Annotated in this window: 18 protein-coding genes and 1 tRNA gene; 7 read left to right on the top strand and 12 right to left on the bottom strand. The window is 67.4% G+C overall.

Going from position 1 to position 18,510, the window contains the following annotated elements:
- Window positions 1-19: 19 nt before the first annotated feature.
- From AC07Y4_RS06115 to AC07Y4_RS06100, 4 genes are all read right to left on the bottom strand, one after another.
- Window positions 20-289 carry a hypothetical protein gene (locus tag AC07Y4_RS06115; RefSeq protein WP_495274302.1) on the bottom strand — a complete coding sequence of 90 codons (270 nt, stop codon included), beginning with the start codon at window positions 287-289 and terminating at the stop codon, window positions 20-22.
- Window positions 290-303: 14 nt separating this feature from the next.
- Window positions 304-477, bottom strand: coding sequence for a hypothetical protein (locus AC07Y4_RS06110; protein ID WP_495274301.1), 174 nt, complete (start codon window positions 475-477; stop codon window positions 304-306).
- Complete coding sequence (locus AC07Y4_RS06105; protein ID WP_495274300.1) at window positions 477-785, bottom strand: cellulose synthase; 309 nt, start codon at window positions 783-785, stop codon at window positions 477-479. Before AC07Y4_RS06105 ends, AC07Y4_RS06110 begins: the two co-directional genes overlap by 1 nt.
- Window positions 786-870: 85 nt before the next feature.
- On the bottom strand, window positions 871-1,182 hold the full coding sequence (locus tag AC07Y4_RS06100; protein WP_495274299.1) for a hypothetical protein: 312 nt from the start codon (window positions 1,180-1,182) through the stop codon (window positions 871-873).
- Between the two features lie 114 nt (window positions 1,183-1,296).
- On the opposite strand from AC07Y4_RS06100, the gene AC07Y4_RS06095 reads away from it, so the two are divergent.
- Window positions 1,297-1,680, top strand: a complete 384-nt coding sequence (locus AC07Y4_RS06095) for a helix-turn-helix domain-containing protein (protein ID WP_206167867.1) — start codon at window positions 1,297-1,299, stop codon at window positions 1,678-1,680.
- Here AC07Y4_RS06095 and AC07Y4_RS06090 read toward each other — a convergent pair.
- The 6 genes from AC07Y4_RS06090 to cysS all read right to left on the bottom strand — a co-directional run bounded on the left by AC07Y4_RS06090 (window position 1,648) and on the right by cysS (window position 7,272).
- Window positions 1,648-1,740, bottom strand: a tRNA-Ser gene (locus tag AC07Y4_RS06090). The genes AC07Y4_RS06095 and AC07Y4_RS06090 overlap by 33 nt on opposite strands.
- A 27-nt stretch (window positions 1,741-1,767) precedes the next feature.
- Window positions 1,768-3,036, bottom strand: a complete 1,269-nt coding sequence (locus AC07Y4_RS06085) for an aspartate kinase (protein ID WP_062480939.1) — start codon at window positions 3,034-3,036, stop codon at window positions 1,768-1,770.
- 55 nt (window positions 3,037-3,091) lie between these two features.
- Window positions 3,092-4,069 carry a tRNA lysidine(34) synthetase TilS gene (gene tilS / locus AC07Y4_RS06080; protein WP_487847119.1) on the bottom strand — a complete coding sequence of 326 codons (978 nt, stop codon included), beginning with the start codon at window positions 4,067-4,069 and terminating at the stop codon, window positions 3,092-3,094.
- Between the two features lie 20 nt (window positions 4,070-4,089).
- The gene (locus tag AC07Y4_RS06075) at window positions 4,090-5,070 is read right to left on the bottom strand and encodes an acetyl-CoA carboxylase carboxyltransferase subunit alpha (RefSeq protein ID WP_056582036.1); all 981 of its coding nucleotides are present in this window, start codon (window positions 5,068-5,070) and stop codon (window positions 4,090-4,092) included.
- Between the two features lie 157 nt (window positions 5,071-5,227).
- Window positions 5,228-5,899 carry a DNA-3-methyladenine glycosylase family protein gene (locus AC07Y4_RS06070; RefSeq protein WP_095947831.1) on the bottom strand — a complete coding sequence of 224 codons (672 nt, stop codon included), beginning with the start codon at window positions 5,897-5,899 and terminating at the stop codon, window positions 5,228-5,230.
- Window positions 5,896-7,272, bottom strand: a complete 1,377-nt coding sequence (cysS, locus tag AC07Y4_RS06065; protein ID WP_487847120.1) for a cysteine--tRNA ligase — start codon at window positions 7,270-7,272, stop codon at window positions 5,896-5,898. Before cysS ends, AC07Y4_RS06070 begins: the two co-directional genes overlap by 4 nt.
- A 196-nt stretch (window positions 7,273-7,468) precedes the next feature.
- Between cysS and AC07Y4_RS06060 the strand changes: the two genes are divergently transcribed.
- The 6 genes from AC07Y4_RS06060 (at window position 7,469) to AC07Y4_RS06035 (ending at window position 11,427) form a co-directional block, all read left to right on the top strand.
- A complete protein-coding gene (locus AC07Y4_RS06060) occupies window positions 7,469-8,059 on the top strand; it encodes a tetratricopeptide repeat protein (RefSeq protein WP_062480948.1) in 591 nt (196 codons plus the stop codon).
- A gap of 97 nt (window positions 8,060-8,156) precedes the next feature.
- The gene (locus AC07Y4_RS06055; RefSeq protein ID WP_082818298.1) at window positions 8,157-8,753 is read left to right on the top strand and encodes a peptidylprolyl isomerase; all 597 of its coding nucleotides are present in this window, start codon (window positions 8,157-8,159) and stop codon (window positions 8,751-8,753) included.
- Window positions 8,754-8,780: 27 nt separating this feature from the next.
- Window positions 8,781-9,293 carry a peptidylprolyl isomerase gene (locus AC07Y4_RS06050; RefSeq protein WP_070060416.1) on the top strand — a complete coding sequence of 171 codons (513 nt, stop codon included), beginning with the start codon at window positions 8,781-8,783 and terminating at the stop codon, window positions 9,291-9,293.
- Between the two features lie 25 nt (window positions 9,294-9,318).
- Entirely contained in the window at window positions 9,319-10,095 is a 777-nt protein-coding gene (locus tag AC07Y4_RS06045) for a UDP-2,3-diacylglucosamine diphosphatase (protein WP_487847121.1), read from the top strand.
- Between the two features lie 15 nt (window positions 10,096-10,110).
- Window positions 10,111-10,902: a M90 family metallopeptidase gene (locus tag AC07Y4_RS06040; protein ID WP_487847122.1), complete on the top strand. Its 792-nt coding sequence runs from the start codon at window positions 10,111-10,113 to the stop codon at window positions 10,900-10,902.
- Between the two features lie 231 nt (window positions 10,903-11,133).
- Complete coding sequence (locus tag AC07Y4_RS06035) at window positions 11,134-11,427, top strand: GYD domain-containing protein (protein ID WP_070060413.1); 294 nt, start codon at window positions 11,134-11,136, stop codon at window positions 11,425-11,427.
- A 73-nt stretch (window positions 11,428-11,500) separates the two neighbouring features.
- Here AC07Y4_RS06035 and AC07Y4_RS06030 read toward each other — a convergent pair whose 3' ends face one another.
- Window positions 11,501-14,341, bottom strand: coding sequence for a DUF349 domain-containing protein (locus tag AC07Y4_RS06030; RefSeq protein ID WP_487847123.1), 2,841 nt, complete (start codon window positions 14,339-14,341; stop codon window positions 11,501-11,503).
- Window positions 14,342-14,530: 189 nt separating this feature from the next.
- Window positions 14,531-18,352 (bottom strand): DUF748 domain-containing protein, encoded by a 3,822-nt coding sequence (locus AC07Y4_RS06025; RefSeq protein WP_487847124.1) that lies wholly within the window; start codon window positions 18,350-18,352, stop codon window positions 14,531-14,533.
- Window positions 18,353-18,510: the final 158 nt, after the last annotated feature.

The raw sequence follows: 18,510 nt of genomic DNA, 5'->3' as shown, positions 1-18,510 counted from the left end.
GTGCGAACGAGCCAGCGCATCACTTGTTCTCGTGCGCCGCGTAGGCATCAGACTGGCCCTCACCTGTCAGCTGCATCTGCATCGCGCGCTCACGTGCATCTGCCAGCCGATCCGACGACGAACCAGCACCCCCGCCCGACGCAGACGGGCCAACTTCGAGCAGGTCGCGCAGCACCCGGAAAGCACTGATCGCTCCCCAAATTCCGAGGCAAGCAACGCCCACCAGCGACACCGCTTGCGCATGCTCAAGCACGGCATTGCCCAGCGCGGAAACATCGATTGCAGCCATGGCGGTCCCCTTGGTCAGTGGCTCAAGCCACGAATGCACGGCACCCGCGAGTGATCACGACGGCGGGCGCGTTCAACGCGCATGCGGCGCTCAGCGTGCTCGGATGACCACCACGCGAAGGCGCAGAAGCCCAGCCCGATCAGCAAGCCCAGCAGCGCAGCAGCCATGACGTGCTCAGTGGCGAACATCAGGTGCCCGCAGCGGCAGATTGCGCGCCACGCTTCGGGGGCAGAGGCGTGAGGCCCACGAGCTTCGCGACGATGCGGCCTTGGTTCTCGCCGAAGGACGCGGCCTCGAGGGCGAACGAGCCGGTGTAGGTGCCGGGCTTCGCGGACTCTTCGAGTTGCTTCGGAATGACGAGCACGCCGACCGCCGCCACGGTGCCGTCGTCGTTGATTAACACGCACTGCGCCTCGGGAATCTTGTACGGCTGGCCGGACTTCTTCGAGGTGCCCTCTTTCGTGTTGACGACGAGGATTTGAAGGATGGATTGCATGGTGTATTGCCCTTGAGAAGACACAGCCAAATCGACTGCCGGATGCTCGCGTTCGAAGCGAGCAACGAGCGGGCGACTCAGCCAGTTAGGCATGCACCACACACAGCAGCAGGCCGCCGCGCTCACGAACGGCCTCAACCGTCCGGCCAAGCTCCCGTTCGACGGCGAAAAAAGCAACCGCCAGCGCGTCGTGCCGCGCAGCGCAACGCACAACATCCTTCGCGATAGGCCGCTTACGCGCCTGCTTCATGCATTCCGCTTCCATGACCGCCAACGAGGCGGCCTCACGGCGAAACGACGGCAACCAAACGTCGCCTAGGCGGCCCTTGTCGATGGTCAGGGGAAGGCTCGCCACTTCGGGGAGCGGGAGGGTGCGGCTGTCTGTTTGGTCGCGCATGGAGGGGCCTCGGTTGAGAGCCGCTGCTTCTGGCAGTAGCCCTTTCGGGCGCGGCTCCTAAAATGAGCAATCTGCAACCTATCGCAAACTGCAACACCCCGAGCCTACACCACCATGTCGCAACTTGCAACACCCCTTACCGTCGCCGAACTCATTGAAGCCGCAGCCAAGGTCGCAGGCAGCCAAGTGAAGCTTGCCGCCCTGCTAGACACGACCGCACCAACGCTGATACAGATGAAACAGGGAAAGCGCCCGTGTAACTGGCGGGTCCGCGGAAAGCTTCGCGCCGTGCTGGGAGAAGACCCGACCAGGGCATTCATCGCTGCGATGGCCGAGGACCTAGAACAGTCCGACAACACAGACGAAAAAAAAGCCGCCGATGGCTTCAGAGCCATGCTGGCAGCGTTTCCAGAAGAGCATGAAAAAAGCCCCGTCGATCGTGAGATCAACGGGGCCCAATCAAATTGGCGGAACCGGAGGGATTCGAACCCTCGATGAGGCTCTACACCCCATACTCCCTTAGCAGGGGAGCACCTTCGGCCACTCGGTCACAGTTCCTGAAAGCAACCGCAATTATGCCATTACTTAAGCGCTCGGTTGGTCCAGATCGAACGCTTTATGCAGTGCGCGCACTGCCAATTCCATATATTTTTCGTCGATCACGACCGAGGTCTTGATTTCGCTGGTCGAGATCATCTGGATGTTGATGCCCTCTTCGCTCAACACACGGAACATCTTGCTCGCCACACCCACGTGGCTGCGCATGCCGATACCCACGATGCTGACCTTGCAGATCTTGGTGTCACCCACGATTTCGGTCGCGCCCAGCGAAGGCATCACCTTCGACTCCAGCAGTTCGACCGTGCGCGCGAACTCGTTGCGATGCACGGTGAAGCTGAAGTCGGTCTTGCCGTCCTTGCTGAGGTTCTGGATGATCACGTCGACTTCGATGTTGGCGTCTGCCACGGCACCGAGGATGTGATACGCGATGCCCGGCTTGTCGGGCACGCCGAGCACCGAGATCTTGGCTTCGTCGCGATTGAATGCGATGCCGGATACGACGGCTTGTTCCATGTTTTCGTCTTCCTCGAAAGTGATCAGCGTGCCGGACTTGGCCTCTTCATTGATGTCGATGTCCCATGCGGTGAAGCTCGAGAGTACACGCAGCGGCACCTTGTACTTGCCGGCGAATTCCACCGAGCGGATTTGCAGCACCTTGGAGCCGAGGCTGGCCATTTCGAGCATCTCTTCGAAGCTCACCGTGGTCAGGCGGCGCGCATCGGGCTCGACGCGCGGGTCGGTGGTGTAGACGCCGTCGACGTCGGTGTAGATCAGGCACTCGCTGGCCTTCATGGCCGCTGCGATGGCCACGGCCGAGGTGTCGCTGCCGCCACGGCCCAGCGTGGTGATGTTGCCCTCGTCGTCCACACCCTGGAAGCCGGTGATGACCACCACGCGGCCGGCTGCGAGGTCGGCGCGCACCTTGGCGTCGTCGATGCTCTCGATGCGGGCCTTGGTGTACGAGTTGTCGGTGCGCACCGACACCTGCCAGCCCGCGTAGCTCACCGACTCCACGCCCTCGGCCTGCAGCGCCATCGCCAGCAGTGCCGACGACGCCTGTTCGCCGGTCGAGGCGAGCATGTCGAGTTCGCGGTGATAGGCCACGCCGGGTTTGCCCGGGGAGAGCTCCTTGGCAAGACCGAGCAGGCGGTTGGTTTCGCCGCTCATGGCGCTGGGCACCACGATCATCTGGTGACCCGCACGCGCCCATTTGGCGACGCGCTTGGCGACATTGCGGATGCGCTCGGTCGAGCCCATCGACGTGCCGCCGTATTTGTGAACGATCAATGCCATGGATGAAATCAGAGAAAGATAAAGGGCCGCCTGGAAAGCGGCGCCCTGCAAGCCGTCAGAGCGAAGTCTTCAGCGAGGGCGGGGCATTGTACCAATGCAGCCGCTCTCCCCTGCGCTCGGCGAAGCCCGCGCCCACCTTGAGGTGGATGCGGTGGCCGCGTGTGGCGCAGGCGCGGACCTGGTCCAGCAGCTGGTCGAGCTGCGCCGCGCTCGGTGCGCAGCCGTGCGACTGCATGAGCCAGTGGCGCAGCACGTTGGCCTGGCGCGCGCGGGACAGCGCCTGCAGCGGCCGCAGCTGCGGCGGTTCACCGACCACGGCCAGGTCCTGCGCCGCCAGTTCGCCCAGCAGCTGCTGGGCCTGCGCCGCGTGGCCGATGCTGCGGGCGAAGGTCGCACGAAACTGCGGGAAGGTGTCCGCCAGCGCCGGCAGCAGCACGGCGCGGATGCGGTTGCGGGTGTAGCGCGCGTCGGCGTTGCTCGGGTCTTCGATCCACGGCAACTGCTGCTGCGCCAGCCAGCTGCGGATGTCGGCCGCCGGCACCGCGAGCAGCGGCCGGTGGATGTTCAATCCGTCGCGTACGGCATGCGCGGGCATGGCGGCCAGGCCCGGCAGGCCGGCGCCGCGGGACAGCGCCAGCAGCAGCGTCTCTACCTGGTCATCGGCATGGTGCCCCAGTGCGATGGACGACACCGCGGGCCGCGCGCCATCGGCCTGCGCCATGGCGGCATACCCCTGGTAGCGCGCACGGCGCGCCGCATCCTCGGGACTGTCGCCCAACGCATGCCGCGCATCGACCCGGTGCGTCACCAACGGCACACCGAGCCGCTCGCAGACCTGCGCGCACTGCCGCTCGAAGTCGTCGGCCGCGGCCTGCAGCCCGTGATGCACATGGAAGGCGATCACCTGCCCCGGCCATCGCGCCGCGCAGGCCGCGAGCAAGGCGGTCGAATCCGCACCGCCGCTGAAGCCGACGGCCAGCGGCAGGCTCGCCGGTTCGAACGCGGCCATGGCGCGTTCGAAGGCTTCGCTCATGCTGGAAAAGGGAAAGCCGCTCAGCGGCTGTTGTCGGCCTTGGTGTCGTTGAACCGGCCGTAGCTCTGCAGGCGCTCGTAGCGGCGGTCCAGCAGTTCCTTCGTCTTCAGGTCGCTGACCTGACGGAAGGCGTCGTTGAGCGCGCGCTTGAGAAACGCAGCCATCTGGCGATGGTCGCGGTGCGCACCGCCGACGGGTTCGTTGACGATCTTGTCGACCAGGCCCAGCGCCTTCAGGCGGTGCGCCGTGATGCCCAGTGCATCTGCAGCTTCCTGCGCCTTGTCGCTGGTCTTCCAGAGAATGGACGCGCAGCCTTCGGGGCTGATCACCGAGTAGATCGAGTACTGCAGCATCACGAGCTGGTCGCCGACCGAAATGGCCAGCGCGCCGCCCGAACCGCCTTCGCCGATGATGGTGACGATGATGGGTACCTCGAGCTGGGCCATCTCGAAGATGTTGCGGCCGATAGCTTCCGACTGGCCGCGCTCTTCGGCGTCGATGCCGGGGTAGGCGCCGGGCGTATCGACGAAGGTGAACACCGGCAGCTTGAATTTCTCGGCCGTCTTCATGAGACGCAGCGCCTTGCGGTAACCCTCGGGCTTGCTCATGCCGAAGTTGCGCGCGGTGCGCTCCTTCGTGTCGCGGCCTTTCTGGTGACCGAGCACCATGCAGGGCACGCCATTGAAGCGCGCGAGACCACCGACGATCGACAGGTCGTCCGAGAAATGGCGGTCGCCATGCAGCTCGACGAAGTCCGTGAAGATTTCGTTGACGTAGTCGAGCGTGTACGGGCGCTCCGGATGCCGTGCGATCTTGGTGATCTGCCAGGGCGTCAGGTCGCTGTAGATGTCTTTGGTGAGTTGCTGGCTTTTCTTGCCGAGCTGATCGATTTCTTCCGAGATGTCGACCGCCGATTCGGTCTGTACATAACGCAGTTCTTCGATCTTTGTTTCGAGTTCAGCAATGGGCTGCTCGAAGTCGAGGAAGGTTCGTTTCGCCAACGTCTTCTCCTGTTTATTTCATCAATTGACCGGCCATCCGGCTCTTTTGCATTTATTCCAGAAACACCGAGGAACCGGCTTTGCCGGGCCTGCGGTGTTGCCCCCTCGAAGGGGGTTGGCGAAGCGACACGAAGTGCGCGAAGCCTGGGGGTGATCCTTAGTAAACGACCGGCACGGGGTCCAGCGATCGCCAAATATACCAAGTCGCCACGCTGCAATACGGCGCCCAGGCCACGGCGACATCGCGGGCATCGCTGCGGCTGACCGGGTCGCCCGAAAAATAGTTCACGCTGATGCCATTGAGCAGGCCCTGGTCGTCGACCGGCAGCACGTTCGGGCGCATCAGGTGGAAGATGAGGAACATCTCGGCAGTCCAGCGGCTGATGCCGCGGATGGCCACGAGCTCCTCGATGATGAGCTCGTCCGACATGTCTTTCCAGCGGTCGACGTGCACGGTGCCCGAATCGAAATTCAGGGCCAGGTCGACCAGATATTCGATCTTGCGCGCCGACAGCCCGGCGCCGCGCATGTCGTCGACCTTGAGCTTGAGCACGTTGGCCGGCGTCAGCTTGCGCGGCAGCGCCGCGAACTTGTCCCAGGTCGACTGCGCGGCCTTCACCGAGATCTGCTGGCCCACGATGCTGCGCGCCAGCGTGGTGAAGGCGTCGCCGCGCGATTCGAGGCAGGCCTCGCCGAACTTCGGAATGAGCCGCTTCATCACGCGGTCTTTCTTGGCCAGGTGCTTGCAGGCCTCCTCCCAATAGTCCGGCGTGTAGATGCGCACGCTGGTCTGCTGGGTGGCGGGTACGGGGTTCGTCGTTCCGTTCACTGTGCAGCCGCCCAGGTCGTTCCCGTGGGCGAATCCTTGAGCACGATGCCCTGCTCGAGGAGTTCCTGGCGAATGCGATCGGCCTCGGCGAAATTCTTCGCCGCCTTGGCCGCCGCGCGTGCGTCGATCTTCGCCTGGATGGTGGCTTCGTCGAGCGTGGTGCCCGCCTGCAGGAACGCCTTCGGATCGCCCTGCAGCAACCCCAGCGTGCCGGCCAGCGCCTTGAGCAGGCCCGCGGTGTCCGCGGACTTGGTGCGATTGACTTCGCCGGCCAGCTCGAACAGCACGGCGATGGCTTCGGGCGTGCCGAAGTCTTCGTCCATCGCCGCCTTGAAACGCGCCGCGTGGGGCTGCGTCCAGTCGATGGCCACGGGCGCGGGCGCCACCAGGTCGAGTGCGGTGTACAGGCGCTTGAGCGAGTTGCGCGCGTCGTCGAGGTGCGCGTCGCTGTAGTTCAGCGCGCTGCGGTAATGCGTGCGCACGAGGAAGAAACGCAGGCTCTCGGCGTCGTACTTCTGCAGCACTTCGCGGATGGTGAAGAAGTTGCCCAGGCTCTTGGACATCTTTTCGTTGTCCACCCGCACGAAGCCGTTGTGCACCCAGAAGCGCGACAGCGGCTTTCCGTTGGCGCCTTCGCTTTGCGCGATCTCGTTTTCGTGGTGCGGGAACTGCAGGTCGGCGCCGCCGCCATGGATGTCGAAAGTCTCGCCGAGCGTGGCGCAGCTCATGGCCGAGCACTCGATGTGCCAGCCCGGACGGCCGGTGCCGAAGGGGCTGTCCCACTTGGCGTCGTCGGGCTCGGTCGGCTTGGCGGATTTCCAGAGCACGAAGTCGAGCGGGTCCTGCTTGCCGTCGAGCACCGCGACGCGTTCGCCGGCATGCAGTTCGTCGAGCGACTTGCCCGAGAGCTTGCCGTAGCCCGGGAACTTGCGCACGGCATAGTTCACGTCGCCGTTGTCCGAGCGGTAGGCCAGGCCCTTGCGCTCCAGCGTCTCGATGATGCCGAGCATCTGCGGCACGTATTCGGTGGCGCGCGGCTCGATGGTGGGCGGCTCGATGCGCAGCGCACCGATGTCCTCGTGCATGGCCGCGATCACCTCGTCGGTCAGCGCGCGGATGGTGATGCCGCGCTGGACCGCGCGGGCGATGATCTTGTCGTCGATGTCGGTGATGTTGCGCACGTAGGTCACGGCATAGCCGCTGGCACGCAGCCAGCGCTGCACCACGTCGAACGCCATCATCATGCGGGCGTGGCCGATGTGGCACAGGTCATAGACGGTCATGCCGCACACGTACATGCGAACCTGTCCAGGTTGCAGGGGGGAGAAATCCTCCAATTCACGCGACAGCGTGTTGTAGATGCGCAGACTCATGGGACTCGGAAAGCGTTGATTCGCGCACGTGCGGTACGGGCGAGCAACGGTGTATTTCAGGGGTGACGGGGGGTGTGGCTACGAGGGGTTCGACGTGGCCCCTCGGCTACAATGCGACGCAGTATAAACGGCTGCCGCCGCGCAGCATCCGGGTGTTCTCCAGGCCCCCGCTCTCCCCCAATCCTGCCGAGGCTTCATGAAGCACGCCGCGTTCTCCAGACTCCCCATCGCCTTTGCACTGCTGTTCGGTCTGTGGGGCTTCGCCGCGCACGCCAACGACTACGACGACGTCAACCTCCTGCTGCGCCAGGGCAAGTCTGCCGAGGCGCTGGCCAAGGCCGACACCTACATCGCCGGCAAGCCGCGCGACCCGCAGATGCGCTTCCTGCGCGGCGTGATCCTCACCGAGCAGAACAAGACCGCCGACGCGATCACCGCGTTCACGCAGCTCACGCAGGACTTCCCGGAACTGCCCGAGCCCTACAACAACCTCGCGGCGCTGTACGCGTCGCAGAGCAAGTTCGACCAGGCCCGCGCCGCGCTCGAAACCGCGCTCAAGCTCAGCCCCAACTACGCCACCGCGCACGAGAACCTCGGCGACGTGTACGCACGCCTGGCGGCCCAGGAATACCAGCGCGCCCAGCAGTTCGCCACCACCAACGCAAGCGTCGCGCCCAAGCTCGCGCTGATCCGCCAGATCTTCACGCCCAAGGCCGCGGCCGATGCGGCCGTGCTGCCGGCCGCGCCGCCCGAAGTGCGCAAGCCCGTGGGCCGCACGACCAAGTAACAGCCTCTTGCAATCCGGCGGTGCGCACACAGTTGCCTCCCAACCTGCGCCATCGCAGGCCCACCGCCCTCCCCTCCACCCGCACACGGAGCCTCATTTGACGACCTCTGCACTTTCCCGTTTCAGCCGCCGCGGCGCCCTCGCACTGGCCGCGGCCCTGGCCTTCGGCGCCGCCGCCGGCGCGCACGCCCAGCAGGCCGCGCCGCGCGTCAAGCTCGCCACCTCGGCGGGCGACATCGTGGTCGAGCTCGATGCGGCCAAGGCCCCCAAGACGGTCGAAAACTTCCTGCAGTACGTCAAGGACAAGCACTACGACGGCACGGTGTTCCACCGCGTCATCGACGGCTTCATGATCCAGGGCGGCGGCTTCACGGCCGACCTGCAGCAAAAGCCCACGCGCCCGCCGATCCCGCTCGAGGCCAACAACGGCCTGAAGAACGACAAGTACACGATCGCGATGGCCCGCACCGGCAACCCCAATTCGGCCACCTCGCAGTTCTTCATCAACGTGAAGAACAACGACTCGCTCAACGCACCCAACCCCGACGGCTACGGCTACACCGTGTTCGGCAAGGTTGTCGCCGGCACCGACGTGGTCGACAAGATCCGCGCCGTGCAGACCGGCAACAAGGGCGGCATGCAGAACGTGCCCGTCGAAACCCTCACCATCAAGTCCGCCACGCTGGCGAAGTAATCCCGTTTCCGAAGAAGGAGCTAACTCATGAGCAACCCCCAAGTCGAACTGCACATCAAGAACTACGGCGTCATCACGCTCGAACTCGACGGCGTGAAGGCACCGAAGTCGACCGCCAACTTCATCGAGTACGTGAAGAAGGGCCACTACGACAACACGGTGTTCCACCGCGTGATCCCCGGCTTCATGGTGCAAGGCGGCGGTTTCGAGCCCGGCATGAAGCAAAAGCCCACCGGCGCCGAGATCGAGAACGAAGCCAACAACGGCCTCAAGAACGCCAACTACACCGTGGCCATGGCCCGCACGAGCGCACCGCACTCGGCCACCGCCCAGTTCTTCATCAACGTGGCCGACAACGGCTTCCTGAACCACACCGCCCCCTCGGCCCAGGGCTGGGGCTACGCGGTGTTCGGCAAGGTCACGGGCGGCACCGATGTCGTCGACAAGATCAAGGCCGTGAAGACGGGCCGCAAGGGCTTCCATGACGACGTGCCCCTCGAGGACGTCGTGATCGAAAAGGCAGTCGTCACTGTCGAGTGATGCACCTCAGGCACGGCGCAGCGGCATGACCCCGGTGGCGAACCCGGCTTTCTCCGAGCTGGTGGCGCCGCCCGCGTGGCGCACCGTCGACCTGATCTCCGACCTGCACCTGCAGGCCAGCGAGCTGGCCACCTTCGAGGCCTGGCAGGGCTACCTGCAGACCACACCGGCCGATGCGCTGGTCATCCTCGGCGACCTGTTCGAGGTGTGGGTGGGCGACGATGCCGCCGCCCAGCCCGGCTTCGAGGCGCAATGCGCCGAGTTGCTGCAGCGCACTGCGCAGCGCATGCCGGTGTTCTTCATGCACGGCAACCGCGACTTCCTCGTCGGCAAGGCCTTTGCCGCGCAATGCGGCCTGACCTTGCTCGACGACCCCACGGTGCTGGTGCTGCACGGCGAACGCTGGCTGCTGAGCCATGGCGACGCGCTCTGCCTCGAAGACACCGACTACCTCCAGTTTCGCGCCCAGGTGCGTACGCCCGAATGGCAGGCCGCGTTCCTCGCGCGCCCGCTGGAAGAGCGCCGCGCGCTTGCCCGCGCCATCCGCGCACAGAGCGAAGACCGCAAGCGCGACCCCTCGACCCTCTGGGCCGACGTGGACGCCGACGCTGCCCGCCAATGGCTGCAGCATGCGGGCGCCAGCGCGCTGATCCACGGCCACACCCACCGCCCCGCCGTCCACGACCTGGGCCACGGCCTGCGCCGCATCGTGCTGAGCGACTGGGACGCCGCCGCCCAGCCGGCGCGCGCGCAACTGCTGTGCCTGTCGGCCGCCGGCGCGCAGCGCGTCGACCTGCGCTAGGCGCACCGCCCGCCGATGTTCAAGTGGCTGCGCCGGCTGCGCGCCCTGCCCCCGATTCCCGACGCCGCCTGGCGCGCCACGCTCACGCGCTACGCCTTCCTGGGCGCGTTGCCGTCCGCACAGCAGCAACAGCTGCGCACGCTGGCGGCCGAGTTCCTGCGGGACAAGGAATTCCACGGCACGCAGGGTTTCGTCATCACCGACGAGGTGGCGCTGGCCATCGCGGCGCAGGCCGTGCTGCCGGTGCTGCACCTGAAGGACGGGCTCGACTGGTACGACGATTTCGTCGGCATCGTGGTGCACCCGTCCGAGGTGGTGGCGCCGCGCAAGGTCGTCGATGACGCGCTGGTCGTGCACGAGTACGAAGAGGTCGTCGCCGGCGAGGCGATGGACCAGGGCCCCGTGATGCTCAGCTGGCAGGATGTGCTCGCGAGCAGCGTCAGCAGCGAGGGCGGCTACAACGTCGTGATCCACGAGTTCGCCCACAAGATCGACATGCGCAACGGCATCGCCGACGGCTGCCCGCCGCTGCCGGCCGGCTTCATGGGCCGGCGCAGCGCACGCGAGGCGCGTGCGGCCTGGATGGCCGTGCTGCAGCCGGCCTACGACGACTTCCGCGAGAAGACCATCCTCGCCGAGCGCTTCGGCGCCGAGCCGCCCTGGCTCGACGACTACGGCGCGACCTCGATCAGCGAGTTCTTCGCGGTGGCCTGCGAGGCCTACTTCGTGAACCGCCCGAACTTCGCGCGGGACTTCCCGGCGGTGCTGGTTCTCTTCGATGCGTTCTTTCGGCCTGCGCAGGCCTGACCGCCCCTCACATCTGGTTTCCTTGCTTGCGCGCGCGATCGCGTTCCGCATACCTCGTCCTGAGTAGGCGCTGATCGGGGGCGCCTTGCCTTTGCAGGCCCCAGGCGTAGCATCGCTGCGGCCATCGCCCTCCACAGCGTCGCTGCGCGCCCGATGACCTGGAGCGTCGCCATCGGGGGCGGCGTTGCTTCATGTGATTCGCCCCCGCGGATAACAACACAGGAGCAGAAAATGGTGACCTATATCGGCATGCTGAGCTTCACGGACAAGGGCATCCAGAGCGTCAAGGAAACCACGAAACGCGCCGCCGCCGCCAAGGAAACCGCCCAGAAACTCGGCGTCAACATGCGCGAGATCTTCTGGACCATGGGCGACTGCGATGTGGTCTGCGTGCTGGAGTCCGAGGACGAGCAGGCGCTTTGTGCATTCAGTCTGGCCATCGCCATGCAGGGCAATGTGCGCACGCGGTCCCTGCGCGCCTATACCGCCGGGGAAATGGACAAGATCCTGGCCAGGCTGCCTTGAGCCGGGACGGATCGACACGCATGAAAAAGCCCGCACGCGGCGGGCTTCTTTCTCGTGAACGCGCGCGGGCGCCTTACTTGCGCAGCAAGGCCTTCAGCGCGTTCTGCAGACGGCGCGCGGTGGCGGCGTCGTGCGCAGCAGCCAGCACCTTGCCGGCGTCCTGACCCCAGGTCTGGGCCGGCGTCGGATCGCCGCGCTTCGTCAGCAGCTTGAGCTGCAGCGCGCGGCGTGCATCGAGTTGCTCGGCGGGCGTCGGCACTTCGGCGGCCATCTCCAGGCGCAACAGCGCTTCGGCAGCATCGCTCGCGGCGGCCGTCGGTGCGGCGCCCACGGCCTGCGACCATTGGGTGCGCACGGCCGGCGTCACGGCACGGCCCAGTTCCTGCACGCTCGGCAGGCGGGCGGCATCGCGCTGCTCCCAGGCGCCAAGCACCTGCGTGAGCGCTTCGCCGTGGGCCTGCGCGGCCAGCTTGCGCAGCGCCATGTCGGCACGCTCCAGCGCCTCGCGCTGCGCGCGGAAGGCGGCATCGCCCAGGCGAGGACCGCGGTCTTCGCGCGGCGGACGGTCGCCGAAACGGCCACCGCCCGGCGCGCCGCGATCCCCACCACGGGCATCGGGACGCGGGCCGCCACGGTCGTTCGGACGGCCGGGGCCGCCGGCTCCGGGGCGACCGCCGTCGCGGCGATCACCGAAGCGGCCCGTGCCGCGAGCGGCCGGTGCTGCTTCGGCCTTCTTGCTGCTGGGCCGGTCGTCGCCACGCATGGCGACCACGGGCTTGGGCGCAGGCTTCGGCGGCGCGGCCGGTGCGACGCTTGCGGCTTCACCTGCTTCGTGCGCGGCGCTGTCGCTGCGGGCCGAAGCATCGGCGCCGTCTGCGGGAGCGACCAGGTCGGGCGCGTCGGCCACTGCTGCCGCGGGTGCGGACGGCGTGGCTTCGGCATCGCTCGAACCTGGCGTCTGCTCGGCGCTTTCGCCGAACTCGGCAGCGGCCTGGCCGGGGGCTTCGACACCGGTCGCGCCGACCGAGGGGCCGTCGCTCGTGGTGGCGGGTGCCGGTGCGGGCACTTCACCGCGCAGGGCGGCTTCGAGGCCGGCGATGGCGGCGCGGATCTTCTGTGCGTCGCCGCCGGCATTGGCCGCGTCGAGCGCCTTGGAGGCTTCGAGCACATGGCGGTCGTGCTCGCTCATGGCGGCCGATGCCTTTTCGCGCTCGACCGTCTTGCGGTTGAAGGCTTCGTCGATGGGTGCGCGGAACGCGTCCCACAGCTTCTGTTCGTGGCGGCGGTCGAGCGGCACGCTCTGCGCCTCGTGCTGCCAGCGCTGCTGCAGCGCCTTGACGGCGTCGATGCGCAGCATCGGCTGGGCGCCCAGCTCGGTGGCCTCGGCAATCATGGCCTGGCGGCGTTCGACGCTGGCCTTCTGCGCCGTTTCGAACGGGGCGCGGGCAGCGCCGAAGGCTTCATTCCACAGCGGTTGCAGCTCGGCGAACACCTTCTCGCCCACGTGGCCGGCATCGCGCCAGCGGTCGGCGAACTGGTGCAGCGCGCGGTTGTGCGCCTTCAGGTCGGTGGCGCCGGCATGGGCGGCAGCCCAGGCCTTGACCTCTTCGATCAGCGCGACGCGCAGGGCGCGGTGTTCGGCGGCATCGGCGCGCACCTTCTCGAGCCAGGCCTCGACGACCTTGTGGGCTTCGTTGCAGGCTTCGTCGAAACGCTTCCACAGCGCGTGGTTCGGCACGCCGCCCTGGTCGGCCTGCTTCCACTGATCGCGCAGGGCGCGCAGGGTTTCCTGCATCTTGCGGCCGCCGAGGGCCTGGCCTTCGGGGCGCTTGAGCAGGCCTTCGGCCTTGGCGACGAGGTCTTCGCGCACCTTGTCGGCGCTCCAGCGCTGCCAGCCTTCGAGTTCGCCGGCGGCGACCAGTGCGGCATGCACGCGGGCTTCGAGCGGGGCGTCGACCAGCTTGCCGTGTTCCTTGAGCACGGCGCGCAGCGCAGCGGCGGCGCCGGCGCTGGCCTTGCCGTGGCCTTCGGCGGTTTCCTGTTCGAGCTTGGCGAGGGCGGCCTGCACGGCGTCTTGCGCCGCGGCGCGCACGGCCGGGTCGACCTTGGGTGCGGCGGGACGGGCGGGCGCGGCGGGCTTGGGGGCCACCACTTCGCCGCGCGCGGCGCGCAGTTCATCGGCCCAGACGGGCACCGGGGGCAAAGGCGCGGCGGCATCGGCGGCTGCGGCCACGGCCTGCGCCAGCGCGCCGTGGAACGAGTCGGACACCACGAGCAGCTGCGACTTGGAAGCTTCGAGCTGGGGGGCGAACTTGGCGTCGAGGCTGTTCCAGTTGGCATCGGCCACGATGTCGGCGGCCTGCTGCTGCCAGTGGGTCACGTCGGCACGCAGCGACTCCTCGGCGGCCTGGGCGTCCTTCCAGCCCTTGGTGGACAGCACTTCAAAGCGCTGCGCCAGCAGGACGGCGGCTTCGCGGTGGACCTGCGCACGGTGCTGCAGGTCTTCGATGCCCTTGACGCGCTCGGCCAGCTGGGCCTTCAGCCCGGCCAGCGGTTCGCGCGACAGCGGCGCGCCGGCCTTGGCAGCGTCACGCTGCCAGGCCAGTGCGTCGGCGATGTTGAGCTTGGACTGCGCCAGCAGCGTTTCGGCCTTCTGCGCCCATTCGGCGGCGATGGCTTCCTGGCCCTTGGCGCGTTTGATTTCGTCGAGCTTTTCGCGCAGCAGGCGCGCGGCGCCCTTGTCGCGGCCGCTCAACTCCTTGAAGACCTCTTGCATCTGCTCGGACGAAGGGTTGCCCGCGAGCCAGTCGCGGATGCGCGCGGCGCGCTCGCCCGAGGTCGGCGCGGTGAAGGCGCCGCCGGTGAGCGTGTCGAGGGCCTGGAGGTCGTGTGGCTTGGAAGAAGTAGAGGTCACTGCGCGAAATCGTTGTCTTGGTAGAGAAAGCGAAGGCGCCGGCAAAGGCCGGCGCACATCGACATTTTCACCCAGTTGGCGAACAGCCCGCCGAATTCCGTGTCGGAACTGCGGCGCGCACCGTTCAGCGGGCTGAAAAGGGCCCGCAAGATATATGGCAAGGCGAGGCGAAAAGCCAGGCCCCGCCGGCTATTTCATGGTCAGGCTCAGCTCGGCGCCGGGCTTCCAGTCGCTGCCGCTGGCCGTGGTGCGCACGGCCCCCAGGAACAGGCGCTCGCTCGGCAGCTTCTGCGCCAGCAGGTAGTCGCGCACCACGGCGCCGCGCTCGACGGCGAGCTGGCGCATCGATTCCTCGTCGACCGGCACGCTGGCCAGCAACAGGTTTTCCATTTCTTTCACCGGCAGGTCCTTGGCCAGGCCGACCATGTTGCGCGGCTTGGTGATGTCGGAGCGCTTGTAGACGGCGGTGAGCAGCTCCGGGTATTCGGCATCGGTCACCGGCGCCACCTCGGTGCCGGTCTGGCCGCCGCGCACCGCGACACGACGCTTCTCGGCCTGGGTCAGCTGGCGCAGGCGCTGGCGCTGGTAGGCGTCGCGCTCCTTCTCGAGGCTGGAAGTACCCACCACCGTCATCTGCAGCGTCGGCCGCTCGGTCAGGGCCTTCACGACCTTGTCCAGGCTTTCCTTGGCGCCGCTGCTGAGCGTGGAACTGCCAGGCTCGAAGGTGATGGCGCTCGAATCGCCGCTGCCGCCACCGCCGAGCCCACCGGTCAGCAGGCTGAACGGCGCGGTCACGGCCTTGACGATCAGGTTGACCACCGCCTTGAAGATCAGCGGGCCGATGCTGAACTGCGGGTCGTTGAGCGAGCCGCGCAGCGGCAGGTCGACGTCGATCACGCCGTTGCGGTCGGCCAGCAGGGTCACGGCCAGGCGCACCGGCAGGCTGTTGGGCGCACCGGCCACCTCGTCGCCGAACTTCAGCTGGTTGAGCACCAGCTTGTTGGTGGCGGTGAGCTGGCCGTCGGGCGCGATCTTGTAGTTGACGTCCATGCTCATCTTGCCGCGCTCGATGCCGTGGCCCGCGTAGCGCACCGAGTACGGCGACAGCGGCGCGAGGTCGAGGTCGCGCATCTTGGCCGTGATGTCGAGTTCGAGCGGCTTGGCCAGCGGGTTGAGCTTGCCGGTGATTTCCAGCGCCGCGGTCTGCTGCGCCTTGCCGCGCAGCTCGAGGTCGGCCAGCGCCGGGCGACCGCCCTGCCCGTTCGGCGGGTTCGACGAGAAGGAACTGAGCTTGCCGGTCAGCTCGCTCAGGTCGGCCGAGTAGTTGGGCTTGACGAACAGGTCGGTGAAGTCGATCTTGCCGTTGACCAGGCTCATCGGACCGAAGTTGATGACGGGCGCCGGGCCGCTGTCGGCCGCAGGCGCGGCAGCCACGACGGGTGCGGACGCAGCCTGCGCAGGCTCGGGCGCGCCGCCGACCATGGCTTCGGCCGACACCGGTGCACCGCCCGAAGCCCGCTGCGGCGCCGAGGCGGTCGGCGCGCGGGTCGTGGTGGTCGTGCCGCCCGGGCCCTTCCTGGTGCTGGCTTCGGTGGCGGCGGCCGCGGCGGCCTTCGAGGCTTCTTCGCCCTTCTTGGTCAGGCTCAGCAGGTTCAGGCGGCCGGTGGGGTCGACGATCACGCGGGCGAAGAAGTCGGTCAGCGTGGTTTCGCGCACGTCCACCGTCGGGGCCGCGTTGGGTGCGAGGCTGACCTGCAGGCCGCGCAAGCTCAGGGTCTTCCAGCTCAACAGCTGGCTGTTGTTGCGGTCGAAGCCCGGCGACTGGGTCAGCGAGACGCTGTTGGCACGGAAGTCGTCCAGCGCGGTGTCGCCGGCCAGCTTCAGGCTCATGCCGGCCGGCGCGCTCGCGTAGCGCACCGTGCCGCGGTAGTTCGCGAAGGCGCGGCGGATGTCCACATTGAGCGCGTCGGCGTAGTAAGCCTTGAAGGCATGCGCCGGGAATGACGCCACCTCGAGCCGCCCCTCGGCCGCCAGCGGCTTGAGCACGATGTTGCCCTTGTAGTCGAAGCGCCCCGGGTCCGCGCGGCGGCCGGCGCCGATGCGGCCCGACACCTGCAGCGGCGAGACCGTGTTGGTGTCGGGTGCGATCTTCTGGGCCAGCAGCTTGAAGGCCGTGACCTCGATCGCCACCGGCGCCGAGCCGGCCTTGTCCGCATAAGACAGGCTGCCGTTGTCGACCGCCAGCGTGCCCAGCGTCAGCGCCCAGGGCTTGGTGTTGGCGCTGTTGGGACGCGCTGCGCCGGCGTCGGCCGGCTTGGGCGCCGCCACCTTGGCGCCGCCGGCCGGGGTCTTCAGCCAGCGCTCGAACATCCAGCGCTTCTCGTTGTCGCGCTCGACGCTCACCTTGGGGTTGGTCGCGGTGAACGACGCGATGTTCAAGGTGTGCCTGGTCATGTCGACCTCGGCATCGAGCAGCTCGAAGCGCCCGACGCTGGCCAGCGCGGTCTTGGCCTGGGTCAGCGCCAGGCCGTCGGCGGCCAGGCGGCGCGCCTTGAACTTCAGGTCGGGCTGGGCCCAGGAGACGTCGATCTGGCCGCTGAGCTTGCCGTCGAGCGTGGGCTCCAGGCTCTGCGCCAGGTACGGCGCGGCCAGCGAGAGCGGCAGTGCCTCGACCTCGGTCTGCACGTCGGCGACCTTGTCGGTGGCGTTGCCCTTGAACTTCAGCGTGGCGCCCGCGACGGCGGTGCTGCCGTCGAACTGCGCAGGCTTTTCCATGGGCCAGGTGACGGCCGTGAGGTTGATGCCGAGGTCGGTGAGGTCGATGGCTGCAGCGGGCTTGACGGTTTCGTCGCGCCAGCCGACACGGCCGCCGTCGAGCGCGATCTTGTCGACCTGCACCTTGAGCTTGGGCTTCTCGACGGCCGGCTTGCCGCCCGGGGCGCTGGCGGCGGGCGCGGGCAGCGGCGCCGCCTTTTCGGCCGCGCCGGTCGCCGGGTCGGTGGCCATCAGGTTGAGCTGGCCGGCGGCGTCGCGCGCCACCACCAGCTGCGGCTTGGCCAGCGCGACCTCGCTCAGGTGAAACACCGACTCCAGCGGTCGCACGTCGGCCAGTGCCAGCTTGAGCGAGTCGAAGCCCAGCAGGTCGCGACCGCGCGCGTCGCCCAGCTTGGCGCCATGGGCCTCGACCGTGCCGGTGATCTTCAGGCCAATGGTGTTGGTCTGCTGGAAATCGATCTTCAGGTCGGCATCGAGGCTGCCGGCCTGCAGCTTCACCGGCAGGCCGCCGGGGATGTAGCCCAGGTAGGGCACGAGGTCCAGCCCCTTGAACTGCACGTGGGCGTCGGTCTTGCGGCTTTGCGCGAACGGGGTCGTGAAGGCGGCGGAGTCGAACTGGCTGCCATTGAGCGCGAAGGCCAGCTTGGGCTCGGTCGTGATCTCGCGCTTGGAGGCGAGGTTGCTCAGGAACGGCACGTTCAGCATGAAGCCGCGCAGCTCGTGCCGGCGTTTGACGGTCTGGTCGTCGAAGTCGACCGCGCCGTCCTTGATCGAGATGTTGTAGATCGCGAAGCGCGCAGGCTCGGCCTTCGGGTCGGGCGGCGGGCCCGAAGCCAGCTTTGCCAGGATGTCGTCGATGTCGTACTTGCCGTCGGCCAGGTGCGTGAGCAGCACCGCGGGCGCCTCGACCGTCACCGCGTCGATCACGGGCGCCAGGCGGAACAGCGATTGCAGCTCGGCGTCGGCATAGATGCGCTTGATGGCCACCTGCGGCTGCTTGCCGTCGGCGGTGGCGATGCGCAGGTCATTCAGTGCAAGCTCGAGCGTCCAAGGCTTGAAGTCGATCTTGCCGACGGTGACCTGCCGGCCCAGCTTTTCGCTCGCGATCTTCTGGAGCTGGCTCTTGGCAATCGGCGGCACCGCCAGCCACGCGATGACCCACAGGGCCAACACCACCAGCAACGCGACAACCCCACGCCGCACCCATTTGTTCTGTTTGATCGAAGCAGCATCCATCCGCAGAAGTGTGCCGCAAACAGATGCCAACAAAGTCTGCCGAAACGTGAATGCGTTCCCTTTTGGCGAGGCATTGCGATGCCCGCGCGCCCCTCGACAGGATCGGTAGGCCGAAAGTGTGAGCCCCACAAACAAGAAAGCCCGGTGAGTCGACGAAG

The organism is Variovorax sp. GW460-12-1-14-LB1 (genome assembly GCF_059423605.1).
This window is presented reverse-complemented; position numbering and strand designations above follow the sequence as displayed.